Raw genomic sequence first — 7,249 nt, forward strand, 5'->3', positions numbered from 1 at the left:
TTTTGCTCTAAAACTCTCTTCGAAAAACATTGGACGTTGGATTACCCAACCGTAATTTTAGTTTAGGAAGTCGTGGGAGATATATCGTGAGTGCATCTAATGTAGCTGGTTCTTTTAATGTCGCTAAGTTTGGTGGTACAAGTGTTGCCAACTTTGAAGCAATGAGCCGTTGTGCTGCCATTATTGAAAACAACTCAAATACCAAGTTAGTCGTAAGTTCTGCGTGTTCAGGTGTAACCAATTTACTTGTCGAATTGGCAAACGGTGTTCAAGACAAAACTCGCCGTCAGGCAGTGATGACCCAGTTGACGGACACCCACAATGCCATTCTTGATCAACTTACTGACCCAATCAGCATCGAAAAAGAGGTTCACTCCATTCTTGATGACATTGCGAATGCTGCTGAGGCCGCATCACTTCAGACAAGCACTAAACTAACCGATCACTTAGTTGCGTGCGGTGAGCTAATGTCAACATACCTTCTTACTCAGATCCTTCGCGAACGTGGTGCCCCAGCAGTTCGTTTCGATATCAGAGAAGTCATGCGTACCAATGATGACTTCGGAAAAGCGGAACCTCAGCTTGAAGATATTTCAGTATTAGCAAAAGAGAAACTGATTCCACTGTGTCAACAACAAGTTGTAGTCACACAGGGTTTTATTGGTGCGGACAATGATGGCAATACAACAACCTTAGGCCGTGGTGGTAGTGATTACTCAGCAGCGCTTATTGCAGAGTCCGTACAAGCGATTGGCTTAGAAATTTGGACAGACGTTCCAGGTATCTACACCACAGACCCTCGCATAGCACCTCAAGCATCTCCAATCCCAGAAATCAGCTTCAGTGAAGCCTCTGAGATGGCAAACTTTGGTGCGAAGATCCTTCACCCATCCACGCTCGTACCTGCATTACGTCACCAAATTCCGGTATTTGTCGGCTCTTCAAAAGCACCAGAATTAGGTGGAACTTGGATTCGTCAGCAGGTGGAAAGCTCTCCACTATTCAGAGCCCTTACTCTTCGCTGCAACCAGACCATGGTTACATTGCGCAGTGCAAATATGTTTCATGCTTACGGCTTTCTTGCAAAAGTATTCGAGATCCTTGCTAAACATAAGATCTCCGTCGATCTGATCACTACCTCGGAGATCAGTGTGTCACTCACCCTAGATCAAACGGATACATCAGGTGGTGCACCTGAGTTACCAGAAGCAGCACGCCTTGAACTAGAAGAGCTTTGCTCAGTCGATGTTGAACACGATCTTTGTTTAGTGGCATTGATTGGTAATAACATGAGCGACAGCAAAGGCTATGCTAAGCAAGTATTCAGTACTCTGGAAGATTTCAACCTGCGTATGATTTGTTACGGCGCAAGCCCTCATAACTTATGTTTCCTACTCAATAAATCCGTATCTAAACAGGCGATTCAAAAGCTGCATCAAGAGCTATTCGAATAAGGCGATTGTGAATTAATAAGAGTTAAGCACTCAAAATATAGGTACAAAAAGGGTTGCGATTAAGCAACCCTTTCTCTTTCTAGTTTTACGAATAACTCGCTAATTTAATCACTAGTTAATATTTGGCCCTAGCCACTTTTCAGCTTCCAACATATCCCACCCCTTACGGTCAGCATAGCTGTCTACTTGGTCCTGTTGAATCTGAGCAATCGCAAAGTATCGAGAATCCGGGTGAGAGAAGTACATCCCAGACACTGAAGCACCTGGCCACATCGCGTAGCTAGACGTCAGTGACATATCGATGGTTTTCTCAACATCCATTAACTCCCACAAACTGCCCTTCTCTGTGTGCTCTGGGCAAGCTGGATATCCAGGAGCAGGACGAATACCTTGGTATTTCTCTCTAATCAAATCATCGTTAGATAAATTTTCATCTGGGGCGTAACCCCAAATGTCCTTTCTTACCTCTTGGTGCAGGTACTCAGCAAACGCTTCTGCTAGTCGGTCAGCCACAGCCTGAATCATGATGGCATTGTAGTCGTCACCATTAGCCTTATATTCATCCGCTAACTCTCGCTCACCAATACCACCTGTCACGGCAAAACCACCAATCCAGTCCGCTTTACCACTTTCTTTTGGAGCAATGTAGTCTGACAAACAGTAGTTAAAACCATTAGGCTTCTCAGTCTGTTGGCGAAGGTTATGCAGAACTTTTAGAACTTCGGTACGAGACTCGTCGGTATACACCTCAATGTCATCACCAACACTGTTGGCAGGGAACATCGCACACATGCCCCGGGCTTCGAGTAGCTTCTCTTTCTCTACACGATCAAGTAACTCGTTCGCATCTTTGAATAAACGTTTTGCCTCTTCGCCCACTTCTTCATGGTCAAGAATAGCTGGGTACTTACCGACTAATGACCATGTCATGAAAAATGGTGTCCAGTCGATGTAGTGACGCAGTGTTGCCACATCAAAATCATTGAATACATGCACACCCGGTCTGGCTGGTACTGGCGGAGTATATGCATCCCAATCAATCGCCACTTTATTTGCGCGAGCTTGCTCTAGAGTCACAGGCTTAGTACGAGGCTTCTTACGGTTATGCTGATCACGAACGCGCTCATAGTCTAAGTCCAACTTCTCAACGAAGGCAGGTTTTAGCTCTTCAGAAAGTAGTGAGGTACAGACGCCAACTGCACGAGAAGCGTTATTAACGTAGACCACAGGTTCTGAGTAATTCTGCTCAATTTTAACAGCAGTATGCGCCTTAGATGTCGTAGCGCCACCAATCAATAATGGTAGCTTAAAGCCTTGTCGTTCCATTTCTTTGGCAACATGCACCATTTCATCAAGAGATGGAGTAATCAGACCCGAAAGGCCAATAATATCGACATTTTCTTCTTTCGCGACTTTGAGAATCTTTTCACATGAAACCATTACACCTAAGTCGATGATGTCATAGTTATTGCACTGAAGAACAACGCCAACAATATTCTTACCAATATCATGAACATCGCCCTTAACTGTCGCGAGAAGGATCTTACCGTTACTCGCGCCAACTTGTTTGGATGCGTTGATGAACGGCTCTAAATGGGCTACTGCTTGCTTCATTACACGAGCTGATTTAACAACTTGAGGGAGGAACATCTTACCTGCACCAAATAAGTCGCCAACCACGTTCATACCGTCCATTAACGGGCCTTCAATCACCTCAATTGGACGAGCTGAATTAACACGCGCTTCTTCAGTATCTTCAACGATGAAGTCAGTAATACCTTTGACCAAAGAATGCTCTAAGCGCTTTTCTACAGGCCAAGTACGCCACTCTAGCGCTGATTTATCTTCCACTTTACCAACAGCTCGTTCTAGGTACTCGGTTGCCATATCGAGCAAGCGCTCCGTCGAATCATCACGGCGGTTTAGTACAACATCCTCAACAGCATCACGCAGATCTTCTGGCACGTTATCGTAAATTTCCAGCTGACCAGCGTTTACGATGCCCATATCCATACCATTTTTAAAACAGTGATATAGGAATACAGCGTGGATTGCCTCACGAACGTAGTTGTTACCTCGGAATGAGAATGACACGTTCGATACACCACCTGAGATCATCGCATGAGGTAGGTCACGCTTGATATCCTCTATCGCACCAATAAAATCAACTGCATAGTTGTTGTGCTCTTCAATACCCGTCGCAACCGCGAAGATGTTCGGGTCAAAAATAATGTCTTCAGGTGGGAAGCCAACCTCATCAACAAGAATGTTGTAAGCATGGGTACAGATCTCGACTTTACGTTCACGTGTGTCTGCCTGACCGACTTCATCGAACGCCATTACGATGACGGCAGCACCATAACGGCGAACCAATTTAGCTTGCTCGACGAACTTTTCTTTACCTTCTTTTAGAGAGATGGAATTAACAATGCCTTTTCCCTGAATACACTTCAGGCCAGCTTCAATAACCTCCCACTTTGATGAATCGACCATCACTGGGACTTTTGAAATCTCTGGCTCAGAGGCACATAGATTAAGGAATTTAACCATGCACGCTTCAGCGTCTAGCATCCCTTCATCCATGTTGATATCGATGATCTGAGCGCCATTTTCGACTTGTTCACGAGCAACGCTCAGCGCTTCATCGTAAAGCTCCTCTTTAATCAAACGTTTGAAGCGTGCAGAACCAGTAACGTTAGTACGCTCGCCTACGTTTATAAACAGAGACTCTTTAGCAATGGTCAGAGGTTCTAAACCGGATAAACGACATGACACAGGTAGATCTGGCAATGCGCGAGGAGTTATACCTTCAACCGCTTCTGCCATTTGGCGAATATGCTCTGGCGTAGTACCGCAACAGCCACCAATCAAGTTCAAGAAGCCACTTTCAGCCCACTCTTTAACGTGTTCAGCCATGTCTTCAGGAGAAAGGTCATACTCGCCAAACGCGTTAGGTAAACCTGCGTTAGGGTGAGCGGAGACATAGCTCTCTGAAATACGGGACATCTCACCAACATACTCACGCAACTCATCAGGCCCTAATGCACAGTTCAACCCAAACGAGATGGGTTTAACATGACGAAGTGCGTTATAGAAAGCCTCCGTTGTCTGGCCTGAAAGTGTACGACCTGATGCATCTGTAATAGTACCGGAGATCATGACAGGTAAAGTGACACCCACTTCTTCGAAGACAGATTCAACCGCAAAGGCACAAGCTTTGGCATTGAGTGTATCGAAGATAGTTTCGATAAGAATAAGGTCTGAGCCACCTCTAATCAGTGCACGAGTCGATTCAGAGTAAGCCACGACTAATTCATCAAAGCTCACATTACGATAGCCTGGATCATTAACATCTGGAGAGATAGAGCAAGTACGGTTTGTTGGACCTAATACGCCTGCAACAAAACGAGGTTTTTCAGGAGTCTTTGCTGTCCATTCGTCGGCGGCTTCACGTGCTAGCTTGGCTGCTGCAAAGTTAATTTCTTCACTAAGGCTTTCCATATCGTAGTCGGCCATTGCAATAGTTGTAGCGTTAAAAGTATTGGTTTCAAGGATATCAGCCCCAGCTTCCAGATATTGCGAATGAATACCTTTGATAAGCTTAGGTTGTGTCAGTACCAAAAGGTCATTGTTACCCTTTACGTCACTATGCCAATCCGCAAAGCGTTCACCACGATAGTCTTGCTCTTCCAATTTATAGTCCTGAATCATGGTGCCCATACCACCATCAATCAGTAAAATTCGTTGCTTCAACAGAGCGTCAATCTTTTGCCTTACATTACTTCCCACGGTACAGCCTCATTCCTTTAATTATGCTTCCATCCTATCACACATTAAAAAGGAGTCTAGACGTCTAAATGAGAGAATTGATTACCAAGTCCTGACAAAAAGTGTTTGCTATTTGAGCATGAGACAACGAAAATTCACCTTCATACTTTGTTACATGTTGGTACCCCAATGTCGGTCTATTACACTTTATGCTTCTTGTCTGCTGCAGCCATGCTCATTGCCTTCGTTAATAGCAAAATTGGTAAAATGCAAACAACCATCGCCATCACAGCTGGCTCAATGATGCTCTCTCTTCTAATAATCATTGCGGGCCAAAACAACTGGTTTCAATTGGCCGAAATCGCCTCCGAAACGGTTGCCAGTATCAATTTTGAAGACTTCCTACTCAAAGGGATCTTGGGCTTCTTACTCTTTGCTGGCGGTTTAGGGATAAAGCTACCAAACCTAAAAGACCAAAAGTGGGAGATCACAGTACTTGCGCTCGGTGCTACTCTTTTCTCGACTTTCTTTATTGGTTTTGTTCTTTATGGATTTTGTCAATTCATTGGCATCCAATTCGGGCTTATTTACTGTTTACTGTTCGGTTCTCTTATCTCCCCTACCGACCCAATCGCCGTTTTAGCCATTGTAAAGAAACTCGACGCGCCAAAACGAATCTCTACTCAGATTGAAGGTGAGTCTCTATTTAACGATGGTTTTGGTTTAGTAATCTTCGTCACTCTGTTCACCATTGCGTTCGGAACAGAAGCACCGACATTAGGCAGTGTAACCATGCTGTTTGTCCAAGAGGCCATTGGCGGCATAGTTTATGGCTTTGCTTTGGGGCTTATATTCCACTATTTAATCAGCAACACTAATGACCACTCAATGGAACTACTGTTAACAATAGGTGTGCCAACCGCAGGTTATGCTTTTGCAGAATTACTTCATGTATCAGGACCATTGGCTATGGTGGTATCAGGTATCATGATTGGTAATTGGACTCGCTTTATCGGCTTCTCAAAAGAGAGTGAAGATCACCTAGACCACTTCTGGGAGCTAGTAGATGAGTTTTTAAATGGCGTATTATTCTTATTGATTGGTATGTCGATGCTGCTATTCAAATTCCACCAAGAAGACTGGATCTTAATGGCATTCGCCGTTCCTCTAGTATTGGGGGCACGCTACCTAAGTGTTTTCTTGTCATACATTGGATTTAAACGCTTTAGAACTTATAACCCGTGGTCGATTAAGATTTTAACTTGGGGTGGCTTACGTGGTGGCTTAGCGCTAGCAATGGCTCTATCAATCCCTTCAGGTATCTGGGTAATTGAAGACAAGGCGATAGATGTTAAAGAGATAATCCTTGTTATGACCTATGCCGTAGTAGTGTTCTCGATTCTCGTTCAAGGCTCAACGATCACACCAATGATAGAAAAAGCCAAACAAGCTGAAAAAGAGTTAGATTAACAACCATATAATAAACAGAGGCCGCTTATATAAGCGGCCTTTTTTGTACCCGTTCTCTACCAACGTTCCTACCTTAGGTTGTCTCATATCCTATCAGCATGAGAAAGCCCAAAACAACGGCTAAACTCCTAGGATTATCTAATCGAACTATAATGTCAGGTGAAAAGATTCAGTATCATACCTTTTCCGAAAGAATTAAATCTAGTTCGGAAAATACCGAAACTATGAGTAGTAATTTAAAAAGTAGTGGAGTAACAAACAAAATTAAAAAGCCAAGACACACTGAAATTTCAGCTAAACCAGAACAGTTTAGACTGGAGGGGGGAGCTAACCAGAAGCAGCCTCGGTTATCTAAAAATCACCTTAAAGGAGAACAAGCGTGAAGCCCCTGCACATCTTTATATAACGCTTGGAATATTCAGCTTAAAATAATCGCTGCTATATTAGGTTGTGGGAGCTGCTGTAGTAAGTTGTGGGAATTAGCGACTCTGCCAATAGCACTAATTCGTACCCAGAAAGCAAAAAGGCTCTAGCATTTCTGCTAGAGCCTTTTAATT

Annotated in this window: 4 protein-coding genes; 3 read left to right on the forward strand and 1 reads right to left on the reverse strand. The window is 43.9% G+C overall.

Annotated features, from left to right (window positions below; translation table 11 throughout):
* Positions 1–86: 86 nt before the first annotated feature.
* Positions 87–1,454 carry a lysine-sensitive aspartokinase 3 gene (lysC, locus tag ACTRWI_RS08060; protein WP_499130389.1) on the forward strand — a complete coding sequence of 456 codons (1,368 nt, stop codon included), beginning with the start codon at positions 87–89 and terminating at the stop codon, positions 1,452–1,454.
* A 111-nt stretch (positions 1,455–1,565) separates the two neighbouring features.
* Here the strand turns inward: lysC and metH are convergent, their stop codons facing one another.
* The gene (gene metH / locus ACTRWI_RS08065) at positions 1,566–5,207 is read right to left on the reverse strand and encodes a methionine synthase (protein WP_499130391.1); all 3,642 of its coding nucleotides are present in this window, start codon (positions 5,205–5,207) and stop codon (positions 1,566–1,568) included.
* 204 nt (positions 5,208–5,411) lie between these two features.
* Here metH and ACTRWI_RS08070 point away from each other — a divergent pair, with 204 nt between their 5' ends.
* Together ACTRWI_RS08070 and ACTRWI_RS08075 are read left to right on the forward strand one after the other, a co-directional pair.
* Complete coding sequence (locus ACTRWI_RS08070; protein ID WP_499130392.1) at positions 5,412–6,692, forward strand: cation:proton antiporter; 1,281 nt, start codon at positions 5,412–5,414, stop codon at positions 6,690–6,692.
* A 152-nt stretch (positions 6,693–6,844) separates the two neighbouring features.
* Positions 6,845–7,075, forward strand: coding sequence for a hypothetical protein (locus ACTRWI_RS08075; RefSeq protein ID WP_499130394.1), 231 nt, complete (start codon positions 6,845–6,847; stop codon positions 7,073–7,075).
* Positions 7,076–7,249 lie beyond the last annotated feature (174 nt).

Source organism: Pseudoalteromonas sp. G5_S1_14_S5, assembly GCF_054968605.1.

What these genes read in the sequence shown, in the direction of transcription:
- ACTRWI_RS08070 (WP_499130392.1), top strand. Translation starts at nt 5,412, where the DNA reads ATGTCGGTCTATTACACTTTATGCTTCTTGTCTGCTGCAGCCATGCTC.
- ACTRWI_RS08075 (WP_499130394.1), top strand. Translation starts at nt 6,845, where the DNA reads ATGTCAGGTGAAAAGATTCAGTATCATACCTTTTCCGAAAGAATTAAA.